This is a genomic window from Paraburkholderia madseniana, from assembly GCF_009690905.1.
GTDB classification, from domain to species: domain Bacteria; phylum Pseudomonadota; class Gammaproteobacteria; order Burkholderiales; family Burkholderiaceae; genus Paraburkholderia; species Paraburkholderia madseniana.
Map to the genome: position 1 here is coordinate 1 of NZ_VOSW01000013.1, position 17,421 is coordinate 17,421.

The following is a 17,421-nucleotide window of genomic DNA, read 5'->3' on the forward strand; positions in this document are numbered from 1 at the left end:
CAGGCGCATGACCGCCCAGCTCCATCGTCGCGCGCTTCATGTGCGTGCCGGCCAGCGCGGCCAGTTGCTTGCCGACCGGCGTCGAGCCGGTGAACGTGACCTTGCGGATCACCGGATGCGGAATCAGGTAGCTGGAAATCTCCGCCGGATCGCCGAACACGAGGCCGACCGTACCGGCCGGCACGCCGGCTTCGACGAACGCCTGCAGCAACGCCGCCGGCGACGCCGGGGTTTCTTCCGGCGCCTTGACGAGGAACGAGCAGCCGCACGCGAGCGCCGCGCTCAGCTTGCGCACGACCTGATTGACCGGGAAATTCCACGGCGTGAAGGCGGCCACCGGGCCGATCGGCTCCTTGAGCACGGTTTGCTGCACCGCCAGATTGCGCGGCGGCACGACCCGGCCGTAGACGCGGCGGCCTTCGTCGGCGAACCATTCGATGATGTCCGCCGCGGACAGCACTTCGACGCGCGCCTCGGCGAACGGCTTGCCCTGTTCCTGCGTCATCAGGCGGGCGATGTCCGAAGCACGTTCACGCACCAGGGCCGCGGCCTTGCGCACGGTGGTGGCACGTTCGTTGGCCGGAATCTTGCGCCAGGCTTCGAAGCCGCGCTGCGCGGCGACCAGCGCGCGATCCAGATCGGCGATACCGGCGTGAGCCACCTTGCCGATAGCTTTGCCGGTGGCGGGATTGACGACGTCGAGGGTTTTGCCGCTGGCGGCGTCGCACCACTCGCCGTTGATCAGAAGACGGGTATCTGTATAGCCTGATGTGACCACGTTATGTTCCTGTTAGTTGATGATCACGCGTCGCGCAACGCCAATTCGACATGCCTCAGGCGCCGCACGATACGTTCGACGAACTCCAGCGTCACGTGAGGTAACGCACGCTGATTGGGTGTGATGACGCCGACGGTGAGTGCGTTCACGTTCACGTCGTCGAGCGGTCTCCATACCACGTCACCGCGCGCCAGTTCGTCGAGGAAAGCTAGTTTTGAAAAAAATGAAATACCCCGCCCTGACGCAATCAGCCGCTTGAGCAGCGTCGTCGAGTTGCAGGTGACGCTCGGCTGCAACGACTCCCAGTACTCGGGAAAGTCGGTCGTGACGACGCCCTGGATCGGCGATCGTCCTTCAAGCCGCAGAAACGCGTGATTACGGCATTCGTCGAAGCTGATGCGCTCCGTCTTCGCCAGCGGATGCGACGACGCCATCACCACACCCGGCGGCAACGATACCTCGGTCACGACATCGAGGCCGGCGGGCAGCTTCGTAATGTACGTAATGCCGACGTCATACTCGCCACTCACGAGTCGCGTCGGTACGTCGTGCGGCGGCACCGCGGCGATCGAATAAGTGACAGCCGGATAGGCGTCCGAAAACTCCTCGACGGTCGCCGGCAGAAAATCGACGAACAGCGAATCCATTGCCACGACCGAGACGTGCCCCTTGCGTTCGCCCTTCAGATCGTCAAGTTCGCTGCGCATCAAGTGGAAGTCGTTCAGTGTCGCGCGAATGTGTTGCAGCATGCGCTCGCCGGCCGCGTTCAGCCGGATGCCGTTCGGCAGCCGGTCGAACAGTTCGGTCCCCATCTCGGCTTCGAGCTTCAGGATCTGCCGGTTGACCGCGCTCGACGCGACATAGAGGTTCTGCGCGGCCTTGCGGATCGAACTGCACCGAGCCACTTCGACAAAATACTTCAGGACATTCGCATGCATCGTGTTTTCTCAGTTCATCGGCCGCACCGTCCAGGCGGCGACCACGGGATGATCGCAGGCTACCTTGCCCACGTCACATGCGCCACCCGGGGAACCGAGCGCACTCGCTTCCGGCCCGAAGAAATCCCGGTTCACGGCGGCGAAGATGGCCTCCGATTGCGGGAGTTCTTCATCGTGAAAGATCGCTTCGGTCGGGCACACCGATACACACACCCCACAGTTGATGCACTCCTCAGGGTGGATGTAGAGCGTGCGCCCACCTTCGTAGATACAGTCGACCGGACAGCATTGCACGCACGCCCCGTCTTTGACGTCGATGCACGGCGAAGTGATGACGTAGGCCATCAGCGTCCACTCCAGACCGGTTTGCGCTTCTCCTGGAACGCGCGCACGCCTTCATTCGCGTCCTCGGATTGCAACGCGGCCACCAAGGCGGGCAGTCGCAGTGCCTGGGCGTCCGCAGGCGAGAGTGTGGAGGTGCGTTTGACCACCTGCTTGATCGCCTGCAGCGACAGCGGGGCGCACGCGAGCAGCGCCTGAACCCAGCGCTCGACGGCGGCGTCCAGTTCGGCACGCGGCACGACTTCGTTGACGAGGCCCATCTCGAGTCCCTCGCGTGCCGAAACGCGTCGACCGGTCATCAGCATCGCCATCGCCTGGCGGTACGGGATCTGGCGTTGCAGCAGGGTCATGCCGCCGTCAAGCGGCATGCGCCCGACGAGCGCCTCGGGCAGCCCGAAGCTCGCCTCGTCACACGCGACCACCAGATCGCAACCCAGCACCATTTCGAAGCCGCCACCCAGCGCATAACCGTTGACCCGCGCGATAACCGGCACGTTGAGCGTCTCGCGAAGCGCAATGCCACCAAAGCCGCCTGGCCGTGGCGCCGCCCAGTACTCAAGGCCGCTCACCGACGGATTCTTCAGGTCCGCGCCGACGCAGAACGCGCGCTCGCCTTCGCCCGTCAGAACCACGACCCGCACATCGCGGTTCCGTTCGAGCTCGTTCCACACGCGTTGCAGTTCGGCTTCGGTGGCGAGGTCCACGGCGTTGAGCGCTTCCGGCCGCGCCAGCGTCACCGTGGCAACGTGCTGGTCGATGACAAGACGTACGCTCATACAGCCTCCGTGGCGACCTTGCCGCGCAATTGTTGCAAGACCTCTTCGGTATGCTGGCCGAGGCGCGGCGGCCCACGCCGCAAGCCAACCGGCGCGAGCGAAAGCTCGATCGGGCTGCCGATGAAGCGCACCGGCTGGCCTTCGCCCTCGCCCTCCAGAATCAGCTGGTTATGCAGCGTCTGAGGATCGACCAGCGCTTCACGCAGATCGCGCACCGGTGCACACAGCAGGTCCTGATCTTCGAGGCGTGCGAGCCAGAAGTCGCGCGTGTTGCTTGCAAAGCGCTCCCGGAAAATCCGCTGCAATTCGGTCTTGTGAACGAACTGCTGGTTGAGATTGCAAAAGCGCGCGTCGAGCGACAGGTCGTCGATATCCAGCGCGGCGCAGATGTCGCGCAGCGGATTCGCCTTGAACGCACCGACGAGCACCAGTGCGCCATCCTGGGTATCGAAGACACCCGAGAGCGGCATCGCGGCCCAGTTCACTTCCGAGTCGGCCATCATGATCATGGCGGCTTCCTGCATCTGCATCGCGAGCATCGAGTTGTACAGCGACACGTTGACCTTCTGCCCCTCGCCCGTGCGCTCACGATGCAGCAACGCGAGCAGGATGCCCTGCACCATGTGCATGCCGGCCGAATAGTCGGCGAGCGCAGTCGGGTACACGGAAATCGGCAACGACTCATCAGCGCGGCGCGCCATCACACCGCTCATCGCCTGGGCGAGCACGTCCTGGCCACCCTTGTGCGCATACGGTCCGGTTTCGCCGAAGCCCGTGCCCACCGCGTAGATGATCCGCGGATTCAATCGGCGGCAGTCTTCGTAGCCGACGCCCATACGGTCCATCACGCCCGCGCGGAAATTGCTGACGACCACGTCCGCGTCCGCGATCAGCGCCTTCAGATCAGCCAGTTGCTGCGCGTCGCGCAGGTCGAGCGCCACGCTGCGCTTGTTGCGATTCAGACTGCAGAAGATCGGATTGTCCGCACCGGCCACCGGCTCGAACGTCGAACGGCTCAAGTCGCCCGCGCCCTTTCTCTCGACCTTGATCACGTCGGCGCCGTAATCGGCGAGCATCTGCGTGCAGACCGGACCCATCATGACCTGCGTGAGATCGACTACGCGCACGCCGGCAAGCGGCAGGTCAGTTGTCTTCGCGACGTTGTCGGCGACGCTCATGCGGCCTCCCGCTTCTCGATGTGTGCGGCAAGCGATGGGACGTCGGCGTTGCGGCCGGTCTGGTCGCCCGGATCGGCGCCTTGTGTGCGCAAGGTCTTCTGCAGCGAGTGCACGTCCACGTCGCGCACTCGCACGCCCGCGTCGAGCGCGAGCGCGGCAGCCACACCGGCGGCTTCGCCCATCGCCATGCAAGGCGGAATTTCACGCGACATCTTCTGCGCCTGCGAGGTCGCCGAATAGTGCCGGCCGGCAACCAGCAGGTTGTCGATCTGCTTCGGCAGCAACACACGATACGGCATGTAGTAGTCACGGCCACGCGCGATGCTGTCGTCGAAACGGGTACGCTGCGCGAGGTCGTCCTTCGTCATCACATACTCGCCTTCGAGCAGGCGCGTCTGGCGCACGCCGGTTTGCGGCGCGACATCGATCACGTAACACTGCTCGAACCCGGGCAACTTCTCGCGCACGAAATCGACCACCGCGTGAATGTGCTTCCGGCCCTGTACTTCAGCGCGTGTCAGGTCTTCGGGATTGAGGCCGTCAAGACCGGCCATGTGCGGGCAGTTGCACCACACCACGCCGGGCAACGGTGTCTTCAGCCACCAGTAGCCCCACGAGCCACCGAGAATGCGCTTGATCTGGCGATCGAGTGCCGCGAATGCCTCGGGTTCTTCGGCTTCGAAACGTTCGGCCGCTTCCGTATCGACGCCGCCGAGTCGAAATACCGTCGTCGTGATATAGGTGCCGCCGACATGCGGCACGCCCGCCGACGCAGCAACATCCAGGTCACCCGTCGCGTCGATCACCACGTCGGCGAGGATCGCTTCACGACCGCTCTTCGTCTCGCAGATTACGCCCTTCACCTGACCGTCTTCGACCAGCGTGCGCGAGAACCATGAATGCAAACGCAACTTGATGCCGAGCGATTCCACCATCTCCAGCGCGACGCGCTTCATCCCATCCGGATCGAACGCTGCGGCGAAGCACACGGGGTGAGGCGTCTTCTGGCTGTGAAAGTCGAAGGTGCCCCAACGTCCCCACTTGCGATACGCGGCAGGATCCTCGCCCCACTCGTCCGAGCGCGGGAACGCCGCCAGCTTGCGCGCCGCCATCCGTTCGATGAAGGTCATGCAGACGCCGCGCACCGAAATTTCCTGCAGGTGGTTGTCCCACATGTCGTCGAGCACCAGCACCATGCCGCCGGATGCGAGGCCGCCCAGGTGGTTGTAACGCTCCAGCAGAATCACTTCGGCGCCGTTGCGCGCCGCCCCGATCGCTGCCGACAGGCCTGCGGGACCGCCGCCCACCACCACAACATTTGCCTTGGCCGCAACGCGCACGTCGCGCGCATTTTCCTGAATCAAATCGCTGATCATGTTCACTTGTCTCCTCTGAGAATTCGGGTATTTCGTGTTCGGTTCAATGCGTGCTTTCGGGCTGCCATCTGACCACCAGGCGTTCGATAATCGCGATCACCAGGAAGAACATGCCGGACAGCACAGCGCTCATGATGATTGCCGTGTACAGCAGGGCTGAATCGAAGCTGTAGGTCGCCTGGATGATCATGGCGCCGATACCTTGCGTGGCGCCGATCCATTCGCCGACCACCGCGCCAATTACCGACATCGACGCAGCGATGCGCAATGCGGAGAAGAGATAAGGCAGCGAAGCGTAGAGGCGCAGCTTGAAGAAGATTTCGCGCTTGCTTGCCGACAGGATCTGCATCAGTTCCATCGCCTGCGGGTTCACCGCTTGCAGCCCGCGAACCATATTCACGAGCGTCGGGAAGAAACAGACGATCGCCGCGATCGTGATCTTCGGCTCAAGACCGTTACCCATGATGAGAACGAGAATCGGCGCCTTCGCGACCACCGGAATCGAGTTGATCATCACCGCGACCGGATAGAAGATGTCCTGCAGCGTCTTGTTGTGCACGAAAACGGTGGCGATCAGGATCGCCGCCAGGTTGCCGAGCAGAAAACCTCCCACTGCCTCGATCGCGGTCGGCACCAGGTTCTGCAGCAGCACGTCGCTCTTGTTGAACAGCGTCTCCAGAACCAGGAGCGGCGACGGCGCGATAAACGGCTTCACATGAAAGCCCGCCACCACCGCCCACCACGTGAACAGCAAGCCCGCGACGCCGAGTACCGGCAGGAGGCGCGCGCGCCACAGGCGCTGGCGGCGTTGCGCAAGCCATGCTTGCGCTTCAGGGTCCGCCGCTTGAGACGACAGGTTCAATTGCATTTCGGACGTGGTCATCAGCAGGTCTCCAGTACGCGCCGCAGATAGGCAGCGAGTTCGACGAATTCACGGGTCTCGCGGATATCGAGCGTCCGGTCTTCCGGCAGTCCAACCGGGACGATCTCCTTCACACGCCCAGGATTGGCGGCCAGCATCAGCACGCGCTGGCCGAGAAACGCCGCTTCATAAATGCTGTGGGTGACGAAGAGCGTCGTGAGGCCCATCTCTTTCCAGACGCGACGCAATTCTTCGTTCAGACGGTCACGCGTGATTTCATCGAGCGCGCCAAAAGGCTCGTCCATCAGCAGGACTTTCGGGTCGCTGACGAGCGCACGCGCAATCGCGACACGCTGGCGCATCCCGCCGGACATCTCGTGCGGGTAAGCGTCCTCGCGCCCCTTGAGGCCGACGAGTTCGAGCAGTTCACGCGGTGTCGCCCGGCCTGCACGCGCCTTGCCACCCGCGACTTCGAGCGGCAACTGCACGTTCTGGATCGCCGTGCGCCACGGCAGCAACGCCGCGTCCTGAAACACGAAGCCGATGTCCCGACGCTCACGCGCGACACGGGGCGCCGCGCCAAGCACGCTGATTTCGCCACGGCTCGGCTTGATGAGGTCCGCGACGACTCGCAGGAACGTCGACTTCCCGCAGCCTGAGGGACCGAGGAGCGTGAGGAATTCCCCGGCGGCGACGTCAAGGCTCAAGCCTTCGATCGCGGTGACGCTGCGCCGGTCGGTGAAAAAGCGCACATTGATATTGCGGCAACTGATAGACAGATTGGTGTCTTGCAGCGCGCCGGCAGACGAACCGGACCCGTCCGCGCGCGGCGGATTCATAGTGGCAGCATGCATGGATTACACCTTGAGGCGAGAGGAACGGGTAGCGTTAAGAACGTCCATCGTCATCACGTCATCGACCTTGGGCTGACTTCCCCGGAACTGGCCGAGTTGACCGTACATCGTGATCTGCTCCTCCCAGACCTTCGCGTCCATCGTGCCCCAGCCCTGGGTCTGCGTGGCCTGATCGAACGCGTAGCCCATCAGCGAATCGATCGCGACGCGCTCATCGGCGTGGTTCAGATTCGGATATTCCTTGATGAGCAGATCGACGGCCTGGTCGCGATGCGCATTCGCGTAAAGCCAGCCACGCGCGGTTGCGCGCATGAACCGCGTAACGATGTCGGGATGGTCCTTGAGTGTCGCGGTGTTCGCGTAGTACGGCAGCGCGTAGAGGCGCACGCCGGTGTCCCACAGACGCAGGTCGACGCGATCTGCCCCGAGCGCCTTGAGCGCTGTGGTGTTGGTTTGCCAGCCAGTCACCGCGTCGACCTGGCCACTCAGAAGCGGCATCATGTCGGCGCCGATCGGCACGATGTTGACCTGGCTTTCCGGGATCTTGTTCTTCGCGAGCAGCGCCTTGAGCAGCACCATGCCCGTCGACTGGATACCGATACGCTTGCCGATCATGTCGTGCGGCGTGCGCACAGGATTCTTCTTGAGCGAAAAGAAACTGTAAGGATGCTGCTGCAGCCCGACCGCGATACATTTGATCGGCAAACCTTCTGAGACCGCAAGCATGATCGACGGGCTCGACGAAATCTCTCCGGCTTCGGATCGGCCCGAGGCGACAATCGCGACGCCGTCAATGTTCGGGCCACCCGGCTGGATGTGAAAATCGATGCCTTCCTGCTCGTAATAGCCGAGCCGCTTCGCCGTCACCTCACCGACCTGGTTGCCGCCCGGAATCCAGCCCAGTTGCATGTTGACGGTTGCCCTGTCGCCTGCAAAGGCGCGCACGGAAAGCAGCGCGCCCGTTGCAGCCATGCCGCCCGCCGCGAGTGTCATCCGCAGCAAACGCCGACGTCCGGCATTTTCGATTACTGACATCATCTCCTCCGTTGGTCCTTCCTGGATACAAGGGGCCGGTCGTTTAACGCTGAGTGCTGCCGGTCCAAACGATTATTAAGAGCCAAAAGTGTCCCCGCAAGCATCAATTTTGAAGATGAGTGATGCCGGAATTAGCTCACCCATTCTGCGCAAAACATCAGACAAATTGCACGCGAGCGTGCGCGATTCGCGCACCTCTGAGCCTTCGATGCGCTAAAAATTCGATCACTGGTAGTCAAATTCGGTGCTAGCTGTCGTGAATTTTGTTCCGCAAGAATCGCCAGCAATCGCACCAGATTCGCATCGCCGTACAGGTCGATTACCGAAAGGCAGTGGTCGCGACAGACCTTCACGGCGCGGGAACGCCAGGCTGATCTGTCCATTCACCCGAGAAAGTTGAGACGGTTATCGGAGACACGAAGCCTTCTCTGTGCAATGACTTTGCTTCGTGATCCTAAAAACAATTCAGATTCAAGTATTTGCTTTCACTTTCCCAAAACAAGCCATTTAAAGGAAATCATGAATCGACGCATCTTTGTTCTCGCTTCAATGGCCCTGCTCTGCCAGACGGCATCTGCCCAAAGCAGCGTGACCCTGTACGGGCTGATCTCGACCGGCATCGTCTACGCGAACAATCAGAAAGGGGCCGACAAGCAAGGGCACGCGACGTGGCAATTCGCGAGCGGCCCGATGCAGACGCCTCGCTGGGGGATGAAGGGCGTAGAGGATCTGGGTGGAGGTCTGAAGGCCATCTTCACGCTGGAAGGCGGCTACAGCCTGGCGACTGGCGCACTGTCCCAGGGAGGCCGTGAGTTTGGCAGGCAGGCGTTTGTCGGCTTGTCGTCGGATACCCTCGGAACGGTGACGCTCGGCCGTCAATACGACGAGGCGGTAACTCTGTGTGTATTCTCGTCGGCCTGTCAGTTCGCGGCGTACGGCGCGCACATTGGCGACAGTGATAACGTGTTCGACACGTTCCGGATCAATAACGCGGTCCAGTACAAGAGCATCGACTACAAAGGTCTTCAGTTCGAAGGGCTCTACGGTTTCTCGAATAAGGCGGGCGGCTTCTCCGACAACAATGCCTATAGCGCCGCGGTGCAGTATCGCAACGGGCCGCTATCAGCCGGCCTGGCGTTCCTTCAGGTCAATACGCCGAACGACGCCAATAACACGAACGGCGCGGTGGTCAACGACTATGGCTTCACGTCACCGTTCATCACGAATCCGGCGACCAAAGCGGGCGTCAACAAGCAGAGGATGTTTGGAGCGGGCGGCGCTTACGCGTTCGGGCCGGCGAACCTGTCGCTGCTTTATACCAACGCGCGATTCGACTATCTCGACACGTCGCGCCTGACGCTGCAGAATTTTGAGGTTTCGCTGACTGACTACGTGACGCGGCAACTCATTCTTGGCGCCGCGTATATCTTCACCACAGGGCAATACCACCCGCAGAACAACAGTCCAAAATGGCATCAGGTGAATACCGGCGTGGACTACCTGCTCAGCAAGCGCACCGATCTATTTCTGGTAGGCATCTATCAGAAAGCGGCGGGTGATGCGCAGTACGCGCAGATCTATTCGCTCTCACCGTCCACCACCAAGTCGCAAGTGTCGGCGGTGATCGGACTCCGGCATAAGTGGTAAGCCGTGTGATTTGCCGGCACGACGGCGCAGAACGCCGGATCAAAGGATCCGGCGTTCTTCAGTGGGCTGGCCGGCGATGTCGATGGCCAGCAGGAAATCAACGCTCTACCTTCGACATAACCGCCGTCGTCGGGTCATACCGATAACCCTTCTGCGAAAGTCGCTCGGTCATCGTCGCCCCGATCAGCTTTTGCTGCGTGTCCCGGGATACCAACTCACTATCGGGCTTAAGCCGCTCAAGCTCAGACGAGAGTTTCCGGATGAGCGCCACTTCTCCTGTGCTGCGCGAGTCGATGAACAATAGCTTTTCGTTTGCCGAAGCGAGTCGTTCCTTCAGGTCTTTAGCATGCTCCACCCACTGTTCAGCAATCGTGCGAAGCTCGTTAAAGGCCTTCTCATGCGCTTTGGCCTGAGCCGATATCTGCCGTTGTAACTCGACGACTTCTTCCGCCTTCGCAGAGTCGCCCGCCTGAAGGGCAAGTTGATGGTTGCGTCGCGCTTCTTCCGCGCGAGCCTTCTCGACTTCTCCAAGGCGCTGCGCCAATGTCGCCGCATGCTGTTCGGCGGCCTCTGCCCGCTCCTTCGCGGCAGACGCATCCTGCGAAACCTGAGCCAGTTCAGCGATCGCGGCCGCTTTCGCCTCAGTCATGGCGCTGACCTGCTCCCGCGCCGCCTCGAGTTCCCGGGTGACGCCTTGCAGTTCGTCGTGCTGAATCGACGCTGCCCCGCTCCGCTCTGCGTTTATCCGCCGCTCTGTTTCGAGCGCGATCCGCGCTTCCTCGAGTTCCCGAGTGACGCGCTGCAGTTCGTTCAGCTGGACCGACGCTTCCTCGCCCCGCGCCGCGCTTGTCTGGCGCTCGGCAGCGAGCGCAGTGCGCACCTCATTGAGTTCAGCTTCGATCGCGGCAACCCGCGCGAGGCTCTCGCTCACCTGTGCCGTGGCGGCTTCTGCGCGTGATGAAGCCGCACTGGATTCCTGCGACCATCGTTCCGCTTCGGCGAACTTCGCCTGCTCGGCTTCTGCGAGGCGCTGCTGCAACGTCACCGCATGCTGTTCCGCGAACTCTGCCCGCTTCCTCGCGGCAGACGCGTCGTGCGAGACCTGGACCAGTTCAGCGGTCGCGGCCGCGTTCGCTTCGGTCATGGCGCTGACCTGCTCCTGCGCCGCCTCGAGTTCCCGGGTGACGCGTTGCAGTTCGTCGCGCTGACCCGACGCTTCCTCGCTCCGCACTGCGCTCGCCTGACGCTCTGCTGCAAGCGCGGCATGCGCCTCATCCCGTTCAGCCTCCAGCGCGGCGGCCCGCGCGAGGCTCTCGTTCGCCTGCGCCGTAGCGGCTTCTGCACGCGACGAAGCCGCGCCAGATTCCTGCGCCCATCGATCAGCTTCGGACGACTTCGCCTGCTCGACTTCCGCGAGGCGCTGCTGCAACGTCGCCGCTTGCTGCTCCGCGGCCTCTGCCCGCTCCTTCGCGGCAGACGCATCCTGCGAGACCCGAGCCAGTTCGTCCCTCGCGACAGACGCGTCGTGCGAAACCTGAGCCAGCTCAGCGCTCACAGCCGCCTTCGCCTCAGTCATGGCGCTGACCTGCTCCCGCGCCGCCTCCAGTTCCCGTCCGACGCGCTGCAATTCATCAAACTGAATCAACGCTTCCTCGCTCCGCGCCGCGCTCGTCTGGCGCTCTGCTTCGAGCGCAAAGCGCGCCTCATCCCGCTCAGCCTCGAGTCCAGCAACCCGCGCGAGACTCTCGTTCATCTGCGCCGTGGCCGCTTCTGCGCGCGCCGAAGCCTCGCTAGCCTCATCCAACGCTCTATCCGCTTCGGCCGACTTCGCCTGACAGTCGTAGCCGATCGAGGTAACCTCCTGCCGCGCCTCGTCGAGCTCCTGCTTCATTTGTGCGATCTGATCGTGGTGGCTGGAAGCAGCAGCGGCCAACTCCCCACGCGCGTGACGCTCCTGGTCGAGTTCCGCCTTCGTGTGCTCCAGCGCGGCCTCTTCCACCGACACACGTTGTGCCAGTTCTTCCGCGCGAACCTCGCCAGCGTCAGCACGCGCCGTAGCGGCCGCGAGTTCCGCCGCGAGACGCGCGGACGTATCCTCGGCGGTACTCAGCGCGCTCGTCAGCGCACTATGCCGCTCACGCCCGGCTTCGACTTCCGCCGCTGTCTTCTGATACTCGGCAAGCGCCTCATCCCGTTCCGTGCGGGCAGCATCGAGGTGCTGGTTCACGGCACTCAGGTGCTGACTGACCGCCCGGTCAGCTTCGCCTTGGGCGGCCATCCAGAGCCGCTCAGCGGCACTCGTCATGGTTCCGGCGATATGCTCCGGCAACTCGGCCTGAACCTGCACATGGGGCGTGAGGGGCTGTCGCGCTTCGCGCCAGCGTTGCAAAGCTGCCGCAATGGCAACGATCGAACCGCCAGGAATCTCCGGCCAAATGGTCACTGGAGACACCTTCCGGCCTTCTTCGACCATGCGATCTGCGATTCCGGCGACGAGTTCGTCCGTGATTGTGTCTGCGTCCGTAGACATAAGCGCCTCAAAGCTCATTTTGACCTGACGAAAAATTGAGTCCCCAATACGTTACTCCACCCAGCGATATTCCCGACGAAAGGAATGCGGGTTGGCTCATCCCGCGCGATTCGCCGTTCACTGAAAAAACCGGCAACGCGGTGACTGACGTCATCCGCGCGGTACAGCGTGAGATCGATATTATGGGCGATATCAAGGCGGCATCGGACGAACGGACGCGCGGCGTCAAACCGGCCACTATTTAAGGCGAACTGTTCGACGTCTTTTCTATTTCTTATTCGCCGAGATGCAGCGCGGCGTATTCCAGCTTCCGGTTGTCGGTCGCAAGCGCCTGGTCGCGACACTGCCGGTGGCGCCAGCAATGACGATGAGGGCGTTCATTGATGGCGCCTCCCGCACTTACTTGCCCTGGAGCAGAAGACCCAGCGGGGCGAGCGGGCGAGATCGCTTGTCCACGGCAGCGACCTTGACCTCGATGCCATCGCAGTCGAGGTCGGCTACGCTGACGGGGCGACGTTGGGAACGCTCTTGCGTGATCGCTTAGGGCGGGGAGTGCGCGAGCTTCGCGCAGAGCTCCGCTAATGTACAAAGCCGCATTCGAAAAAATCGGCTGAGCGTCAACGATAGCCGATCACACCCCGGCAAGCAACGCCCCCGCGCCAGGGACGATCGGCTCAAGCTTAAGATGATCCAGCATGCGCCGAACGGTGCATACCGCAGTCGAGACGGTGCGGATTCCCAGCATGTCTTCAATGCGCTGAATCGCCGGCAATGAAGGCATCTGGACGCAAGCGGACGCCACCACGACGTCCGCGCCTTCCGTGTTCAGACCGCGAACGTCGTCGACCAGTTGCATCGGGTCGCGCAGACCGACTTCAAGGTTGTCGGGAATCTCGAAGCAGAGGGAATCGATGACCTCAATGCCTTCGTTCTCGATATAAGCGACGACAAGGTCAGTCAAGGGCCGCATGTATGGCGCCATCAGCGAAATCCGGCGGGCGCCCATGATCTTCAGACCGTCTACCAACGCGCCCGCGGAGGTCATGACGGGCGCAAGACAATGATTGGCGCGCGCAACTTCCAGCAGTTCGCGTTCGGTTTGCAGATGATATCCGGGCCCCATCGCCATGATCGCAACCAGGCACGCCGTGCTCATGACATCGACACGCGCGTCGGCGAGTTCCGCCGCGCAGCGCAGACCTTCCTTGTTCATCGCGACCAGTTCTTCCTTCGTGACCTTGTGCATTCTCATCCGGCTCGAATGGAAAGTGAACCGCTCGGGACGGATCGCTTCACGGGCACGCAGCATGGCGGGAATTTCCGTTTCCATGGTCGTATTCGAGCTTGGAACGATCTGTCCGATACGAAAATTTTGAGGCATCTTTCTCTCCAAATAGAATTAGGTATCCAAATTTATGAACTGACTCAGTCCGGCATGCCCGTGCCACGCGTCTCCGGCAAAAACCACGGAACCACGATACCGATCAGATACACAGAGCCGAGTGCCAACGCAGCTTGAGACACACCACCGAACGATTTGATCATGCTGCCCGCGATGATCGGGAACACCCACGCGATCAGACGCGCAGCATTGAACACGAAGCTAATCGCGGTGGAACGTACGCTGGAACCAAAGAGTTCACATGGGTAGATCGCCATCCAGACATAGGCACAGCCCAAGGTGAAGAAGCCATTGATTGGCGCAACGACCATCATCGCTTCGACGCTTGTCGTCAGCTTGTACGTGACGACCGTTGTGAGCAGTGCACCGACGAAAGTGAGTGACAGGAACGCTCGCCGGCCGATTGCATCCACCACGAAGCCCGCGATCATGTAGGCTGCAATCGCGCCGATGGTGTACGCAATCGATACCTTCGAGCCCCACGACAACGCATCGGGGATGCCTTCGGCTTTAGCGAGCGCTACGGTATAAGTCGGCAGCCAGCTGGAAATGGCCCACCAGCCAACGGTCGTGACGATCGACAGCACGAGCAGAAGCAGCGTGCGGCGCAGCGCTTCGGGTTCGCGGAACAGTTGCGTGAGCGTGAAGGGGCGCTTGTCGGAAGCAGACGCGTCGCCCGCAACCGGCTGGGTGCTCGTCGTGCTCGTCGCGCTCCAGCGTTTTTCGCGCACCGCGCGTTGCCATTTCTCCGACTCGTTGACCCCACGGCGGATGTACAGCACAAAAAGCGCGGGGACTGCGCCAAGCACGAACATCAACCGCCACGTTTCGGCGCCGAGTGGATGCGCCGACGAAAGCGCGTACCACACGACCGCCGCGATCAGCGTGCCCCAGCCGAAGCCCGATTGCAGGAACCCCGCCCCTTTCGCACGCGCCCGCTCAGGCCATGTTTCCGACAGCAGCGCGACGCCCGTGCTCCATTCGCTGCCCATGGCGAGGCCGGTCAGGAAGCGCAGCCCGCACAACACCCAGAAGGTTTGCGAGAATGCGGTCAAACCCGAAAACACCGCATAGAGGAAGACGGACCAGAGCATCATCCGCTTGCGTCCGACATAGTCCGCGAGAATCCCGCCGATCAGACCGCCCGCCCCCCAGCCAAGCAACGTGATGCCGATAACCAGACCTGCGTATGTCGTAGGAGACGCGGCTTGTGCCGGCGACAGCACCGAATGCAGCATCGGCCCAAGCACGACGACGAGTGCCAGTGCCTCATAGCCGTCGAAAATCCAGCCGAGAAAGCTGGCCTTCAGCACACGCCAGTGCATTGCCGTGAGCCCCTCGTACCAGCGCGTTCGCGCGCTCAAGGCCAGTTGTTTGTGTTCCATCTTTCGTCTCCTTCATGTTTTCAACCGAGTTTTCCTGCGTGCCGGCCGTCCACCGGCTTGTGCTTCTGAAAAGGCTGATGGGCCGGCGTCCAGGACAACCGCGCCGCCTCGACATAGAATCGCGAGGCACAGTGCCCGGTCGCACGCCTCAACCGATCGTCCTGCGAGGATTGAGCCCTATGGCACACAGGATGCCGGTCGGCAGGCGGATTGAAAACTTCTCAATGTTCAATAGAGGCATCGCCAACCGCGATGGGTGCCCGCGACCGGATAGCCAACCCGAAGGAGTAAGGATGCGTGTTTCAGCAGAACGGCCGTTGCGCCTCGACATGGAGTCCCTGCGCATTTTTGTGGCCGTCATTGAGGAGGGCAGCATTGCCGCGGCGGCGGCCCGCACGCATATCGTGGCGTCAGCCGTCAGTAAGCGCGTATCGGATCTCGAAGAGGACGCCGGCACGCCGCTGTTGTATCGGCACAGCCGCGGTGTGCAACCTACGCCGGCCGGCGAGGCGCTCTATCATCATGCGAAGCGGCTGAGCGAGCACTTGCAGCAAATTTCGGATGAATTGTCTGAGTATTCGGCGGGATTGAGGGGCCATACCCGGATTTATGTGAACTTTACGGCCATGGTCCAGTATCTGCCGGGTGTGCTGCGCACCTTCCTGCGCACCAATCCGAAGGTGCGGATCGATATGGCCGAGAAGTCGAGCGATGAAGTCGTGCAGGCAATCGCAAGCGGTGTCGCCGATCTCGGCATCTGCGCGGCTACCCGGGACGCTCTCGGCGATCTGCAGTGGCGTCCATACAGCGTCGATAAGCTGGTCGTGATCGTGCCGTCGGATCATCGGCTCGCCGAGCGCGCGAGCGTGACCTTCGCGGAAGTTCTGGAGGACGACTTCGTCAGCATGCCGTATGGCACGTCCATTTCGAAGTTGTGTCGCGCCGCCGCTGAGCGTGCGGGCATGCGGCTTCGCGTGCGCATCGAAGTGACCAGCTTCGAGGGCGTGCGCAACATGGTCAGCGCGGGTCTCGGCATTGGCGTGCTTCCCAAGGGAAGCGTGACGCCTTATATGCAGTCGGTGCCGTTTCGCGTCGTTGAGCTTGATGAACCGTGGTCGCAGCGACCACTGGTCATCATCGCCCGCAACTTTGAGACGCTGCCGCTGCCTGCACGCATGCTGGTCGACCACCTCAACAAGCACCGGGATAACGAGCCATGAGGACTGTCACCAGTCGATGGTGAGCCATCGCGGCTCGCGATGGGTGGCGTCGTTACTTATTGATTTACCTGACGGGCCGGGATTCTTAGCATTCGGGTAGCAGCAACATCAACAACTCACGGAGCGCGCAACATGGACCTGAAACTCCCGATCAAGGTCGCCGTCCTCGACGACTATCAGAACGTCGCGCTGAGCGTGGCAGACTGGTCGCCGCTTAAGGACCTGGCAGACGTGACGGTGTTCAACGATCACGTCGCTGATATCGGGAGCCTGATTCAACGCCTGCTGCCATTCGACGTCGTATGCGTCATGCGAGAACGCACACCGCTGTCCCGCCTGGTCATCGAAAGCCTGCCGAGCCTGAAGCTGATTGCCTCGACCGGCCCGGGGAATGTGTCGATCGATCAGGAGGCGGCTGCCGAACGCGGCATCGAAATTCGTCATACGGGCTATTCGTCCACGCCGACGATCGAGATGACGTGGGCGCTGATTCTCGCGATGGCCCGCAACATTCCTCTCGAGACTCAATCAGTGCGTCAGGGAGGCTGGCAGCTTTCGCTTGGCGAACAACTCGCGGGCAAGACGCTCGGATTGCTTGGCCTTGGCCATATCGGCTCGGCTGTCGGCATCATCGGCCGGGCATTCAGAATGAACGTCATCGCGTGGAGTGAGAACCTCACCGAGGAACGTGCTGCGGAAAAAGGCGTGCAGCGAGTCAGCAAGGATGTGCTGTTCTCCACCGCAGATTTCCTGTCAATCCACTTGCGGTTTAGCGAGCGAACCCGAGCTTTGGTCGGCGCGACGGAACTCGCGCAGATGAAACCCACGAGCCGGCTGATCAATACGTCGAGAGGAGCGATCGTCGACAATGCCGCCCTGCTTCGGGCACTCACGACCGGTCAGATTGCCGGCGCTGCGCTGGACGTGTACGACGTCGAACCGCTCGAGAATCCGCACCCGCTGCGCGAATTGCCCAACGTACTCGCGACGCCTCATATCGGCTATGTGTCGAAGGAACTGTATCGCACCTTCTATGGCGATACGGTGCAGAACATCGTTCGGTGGCTTGATGAAACCGGGCGTTCTGCGCAAGGGTAG

At 62.0% G+C, this 17,421-nt stretch carries 16 protein-coding genes and 1 pseudogene; 5 read left to right on the forward strand and 12 right to left on the reverse strand.

Annotated features, from left to right (window positions below; genetic code table 11):
• The 9 genes from FSO04_RS08925 to FSO04_RS08965 all read right to left on the reverse strand — a co-directional run.
• Window positions 1–778 (reverse strand): aldehyde dehydrogenase family protein (locus tag FSO04_RS08925; RefSeq protein ID WP_168435620.1); only part of this gene is annotated, 778 nt, incomplete at its 3' end.
• Between the two features lie 23 nt (window positions 779–801).
• Complete coding sequence (locus FSO04_RS08930; RefSeq protein WP_154559334.1) at window positions 802–1,716, reverse strand: LysR family transcriptional regulator; 915 nt, start codon at window positions 1,714–1,716, stop codon at window positions 802–804.
• A gap of 9 nt (window positions 1,717–1,725) precedes the next feature.
• A complete protein-coding gene (fdxA, locus tag FSO04_RS08935; RefSeq protein WP_097395489.1) occupies window positions 1,726–2,061 on the reverse strand; it encodes a ferredoxin in 336 nt (111 codons plus the stop codon).
• Window positions 2,061–2,834 carry an enoyl-CoA hydratase-related protein gene (locus FSO04_RS08940; RefSeq protein WP_154559335.1) on the reverse strand — a complete coding sequence of 258 codons (774 nt, stop codon included), beginning with the start codon at window positions 2,832–2,834 and terminating at the stop codon, window positions 2,061–2,063. Before FSO04_RS08940 ends, fdxA begins: the two co-directional genes overlap by 1 nt.
• Window positions 2,831–4,012 carry a CaiB/BaiF CoA transferase family protein gene (locus FSO04_RS08945; protein ID WP_154559336.1) on the reverse strand — a complete coding sequence of 394 codons (1,182 nt, stop codon included), beginning with the start codon at window positions 4,010–4,012 and terminating at the stop codon, window positions 2,831–2,833. The genes FSO04_RS08940 and FSO04_RS08945 overlap by 4 nt, the downstream gene beginning before the upstream one ends.
• Window positions 4,009–5,394 carry an FAD-dependent oxidoreductase gene (locus FSO04_RS08950; RefSeq protein WP_168435621.1) on the reverse strand — a complete coding sequence of 462 codons (1,386 nt, stop codon included), beginning with the start codon at window positions 5,392–5,394 and terminating at the stop codon, window positions 4,009–4,011. The genes FSO04_RS08945 and FSO04_RS08950 overlap by 4 nt, the downstream gene beginning before the upstream one ends.
• Before the next feature lie 37 nt (window positions 5,395–5,431).
• On the reverse strand, window positions 5,432–6,271 hold the full coding sequence (locus FSO04_RS08955) for an ABC transporter permease (protein WP_154559338.1): 840 nt from the start codon (window positions 6,269–6,271) through the stop codon (window positions 5,432–5,434).
• On the reverse strand, window positions 6,271–7,104 hold the full coding sequence (locus FSO04_RS08960) for an ABC transporter ATP-binding protein (RefSeq protein WP_154559339.1): 834 nt from the start codon (window positions 7,102–7,104) through the stop codon (window positions 6,271–6,273). Before FSO04_RS08960 ends, FSO04_RS08955 begins: the two co-directional genes overlap by 1 nt.
• Before the next feature lie 3 nt (window positions 7,105–7,107).
• Window positions 7,108–8,139: an ABC transporter substrate-binding protein gene (locus tag FSO04_RS08965; protein WP_154559340.1), complete on the reverse strand. Its 1,032-nt coding sequence runs from the start codon at window positions 8,137–8,139 to the stop codon at window positions 7,108–7,110.
• 519 nt (window positions 8,140–8,658) lie between these two features.
• Between FSO04_RS08965 and FSO04_RS08970 the strand changes: the two genes are divergently transcribed.
• Window positions 8,659–9,786 (forward strand): porin, encoded by a 1,128-nt coding sequence (locus FSO04_RS08970; protein ID WP_154559341.1) that lies wholly within the window; start codon window positions 8,659–8,661, stop codon window positions 9,784–9,786.
• A gap of 97 nt (window positions 9,787–9,883) precedes the next feature.
• On the opposite strand, the gene FSO04_RS08975 is transcribed toward FSO04_RS08970, so the two are convergent.
• A complete protein-coding gene (locus tag FSO04_RS08975; protein WP_154559342.1) occupies window positions 9,884–12,316 on the reverse strand; it encodes a DNA-binding protein in 2,433 nt (810 codons plus the stop codon).
• Window positions 12,317–12,351: 35 nt separating this feature from the next.
• Here FSO04_RS08975 and FSO04_RS08980 point away from each other — a divergent pair, with 35 nt between their 5' ends.
• Entirely contained in the window at window positions 12,352–12,561 is a 210-nt protein-coding gene (locus FSO04_RS08980; protein WP_154559343.1) for a hypothetical protein, read from the forward strand.
• A 181-nt stretch (window positions 12,562–12,742) separates the two neighbouring features.
• Window positions 12,743–12,898: pseudogene (locus tag FSO04_RS47435) on the forward strand (AraC family transcriptional regulator); the annotation flags it as partial.
• Between the two features lie 49 nt (window positions 12,899–12,947).
• Here FSO04_RS47435 and FSO04_RS08990 read toward each other — a convergent pair.
• Together FSO04_RS08990 and FSO04_RS08995 are read right to left on the reverse strand one after the other, a co-directional pair.
• A complete protein-coding gene (locus tag FSO04_RS08990) occupies window positions 12,948–13,697 on the reverse strand; it encodes a maleate cis-trans isomerase family protein (protein WP_154559344.1) in 750 nt (249 codons plus the stop codon).
• Window positions 13,698–13,741: 44 nt separating this feature from the next.
• Window positions 13,742–15,103, reverse strand: coding sequence for an MFS transporter (locus tag FSO04_RS08995; protein ID WP_154559345.1), 1,362 nt, complete (start codon window positions 15,101–15,103; stop codon window positions 13,742–13,744).
• A gap of 293 nt (window positions 15,104–15,396) precedes the next feature.
• On the opposite strand from FSO04_RS08995, the gene FSO04_RS09000 reads away from it, so the two are divergent.
• Window positions 15,397–16,323, forward strand: a complete 927-nt coding sequence (locus FSO04_RS09000; protein WP_233464781.1) for a LysR family transcriptional regulator — start codon at window positions 15,397–15,399, stop codon at window positions 16,321–16,323.
• Between the two features lie 132 nt (window positions 16,324–16,455).
• Complete coding sequence (locus FSO04_RS09005; RefSeq protein ID WP_154559346.1) at window positions 16,456–17,421, forward strand: D-2-hydroxyacid dehydrogenase family protein; 966 nt, start codon at window positions 16,456–16,458, stop codon at window positions 17,419–17,421.

What these genes read in the sequence shown, in the direction of transcription:
- FSO04_RS08930 (WP_154559334.1), bottom strand. Translation starts at nt 1,716, where the DNA reads ATGCATGCGAATGTCCTGAAGTATTTTGTCGAAGTGGCTCGGTGCAGT.
- fdxA (WP_097395489.1), bottom strand. Translation starts at nt 2,061, where the DNA reads ATGGCCTACGTCATCACTTCGCCGTGCATCGACGTCAAAGACGGGGCG.
- FSO04_RS08940 (WP_154559335.1), bottom strand. Translation starts at nt 2,834, where the DNA reads ATGAGCGTACGTCTTGTCATCGACCAGCACGTTGCCACGGTGACGCTG.
- FSO04_RS08945 (WP_154559336.1), bottom strand. Translation starts at nt 4,012, where the DNA reads ATGAGCGTCGCCGACAACGTCGCGAAGACAACTGACCTGCCGCTTGCC.
- FSO04_RS08955 (WP_154559338.1), bottom strand. Translation starts at nt 6,271, where the DNA reads ATGACCACGTCCGAAATGCAATTGAACCTGTCGTCTCAAGCGGCGGAC.
- FSO04_RS08960 (WP_154559339.1), bottom strand. Translation starts at nt 7,104, where the DNA reads ATGCATGCTGCCACTATGAATCCGCCGCGCGCGGACGGGTCCGGTTCG.
- FSO04_RS08965 (WP_154559340.1), bottom strand. Translation starts at nt 8,139, where the DNA reads ATGTCAGTAATCGAAAATGCCGGACGTCGGCGTTTGCTGCGGATGACA.
- FSO04_RS08970 (WP_154559341.1), top strand. Translation starts at nt 8,659, where the DNA reads ATGAATCGACGCATCTTTGTTCTCGCTTCAATGGCCCTGCTCTGCCAG.
- FSO04_RS08975 (WP_154559342.1), bottom strand. Translation starts at nt 12,316, where the DNA reads ATGTCTACGGACGCAGACACAATCACGGACGAACTCGTCGCCGGAATC.
- FSO04_RS08990 (WP_154559344.1), bottom strand. Translation starts at nt 13,697, where the DNA reads ATGCCTCAAAATTTTCGTATCGGACAGATCGTTCCAAGCTCGAATACG.
- FSO04_RS08995 (WP_154559345.1), bottom strand. Translation starts at nt 15,103, where the DNA reads ATGGAACACAAACAACTGGCCTTGAGCGCGCGAACGCGCTGGTACGAG.
- FSO04_RS09000 (WP_233464781.1), top strand. Translation starts at nt 15,397, where the DNA reads ATGCGTGTTTCAGCAGAACGGCCGTTGCGCCTCGACATGGAGTCCCTG.
- FSO04_RS09005 (WP_154559346.1), top strand. Translation starts at nt 16,456, where the DNA reads ATGGACCTGAAACTCCCGATCAAGGTCGCCGTCCTCGACGACTATCAG.